The sequence below is a fragment of the Streptomyces sp. RP5T genome (genome assembly GCF_003933965.1).
In the GTDB taxonomy this organism is placed as follows: domain Bacteria; phylum Actinomycetota; class Actinomycetes; order Streptomycetales; family Streptomycetaceae; genus Streptomyces.
In genome coordinates this window covers 1-717 of record NZ_RSAJ01001216.1, presented here as the reverse complement: position 1 = coordinate 717, position 717 = coordinate 1, and the positions used below count along the sequence as shown (strand labels likewise).

1 protein-coding gene and 1 pseudogene are annotated in these 717 nt (G+C 71.7%); one reads left to right on the top strand and one right to left on the bottom strand.

The window, feature by feature from the left end; translation table 11 throughout:
- Positions 1–35 precede the first annotated feature (35 nt).
- A complete protein-coding gene (gene idi / locus EHS43_RS45490; RefSeq protein ID WP_125196145.1) occupies positions 36–629 on the top strand; it encodes an isopentenyl-diphosphate Delta-isomerase in 594 nt (197 codons plus the stop codon).
- A gap of 6 nt (positions 630–635) precedes the next feature.
- Here the strand turns inward: idi and EHS43_RS48680 are convergent.
- Positions 636–717: pseudogene (locus EHS43_RS48680) on the bottom strand (ATP-binding protein); the annotation flags it as partial.

Here is a 717-nt window from a genome sequence, read left to right as displayed (position 1 = left end):
CACTTGGGGCGCGAAGACCGATGTGAAGGATGGGTATGCCGACCACACCTGCCACCACGACGCACACTCCGTCGAACGGCGCCGCGAACGCGATCCTGCTGGAACTGGTCGACGAGCACGGTGTGACGATCGGCACCGCGGAGAAGCTCGCCGCCCACCAGCCGCCGGGACAACTGCACCGCGCCTTCTCCGTGTTCCTCTTCGACGAGCGGGGCCGGCTGCTCCTGCAGCAGCGCGCGCTCGGCAAGTACCACTCCCCCGGCGTGTGGTCCAACACCTGCTGCGGCCACCCCTACCCGGGCGAGGCCCCCTTCGCGGCGGCGGCCCGGCGCACCTTCGAGGAGCTGGGCGTCTCCCCCTCGCTGCTCGCCGAGGCGGGCACGGTCCGCTACAACCACCCGGACCCGGACTCGGGCCTGGTCGAGCAGGAGTACAACCACCTGTTCGTCGGCATGGTCCAGTCCCCGCTCGGCCCGGACCCGGAGGAGGTCGCCACGACCGCGTTCGTGACCCCGGCCGAGCTGGCGGAGCGGCACGAGAAGGACACCTTCTCGGCGTGGTTCATGACGGTGCTGGACGCGGCCCGGCCGGCGGTCAGGGAGCTGACGGGACCGTCCGCCGGCTGGTGAACGCCCTCAGGACACGCGCACGGCCTTGAGCGGCAGGGCGGCCCAGATCACCTTGCCGCCGCTGGAGGTGTGCTCGACGTCGCAGGCC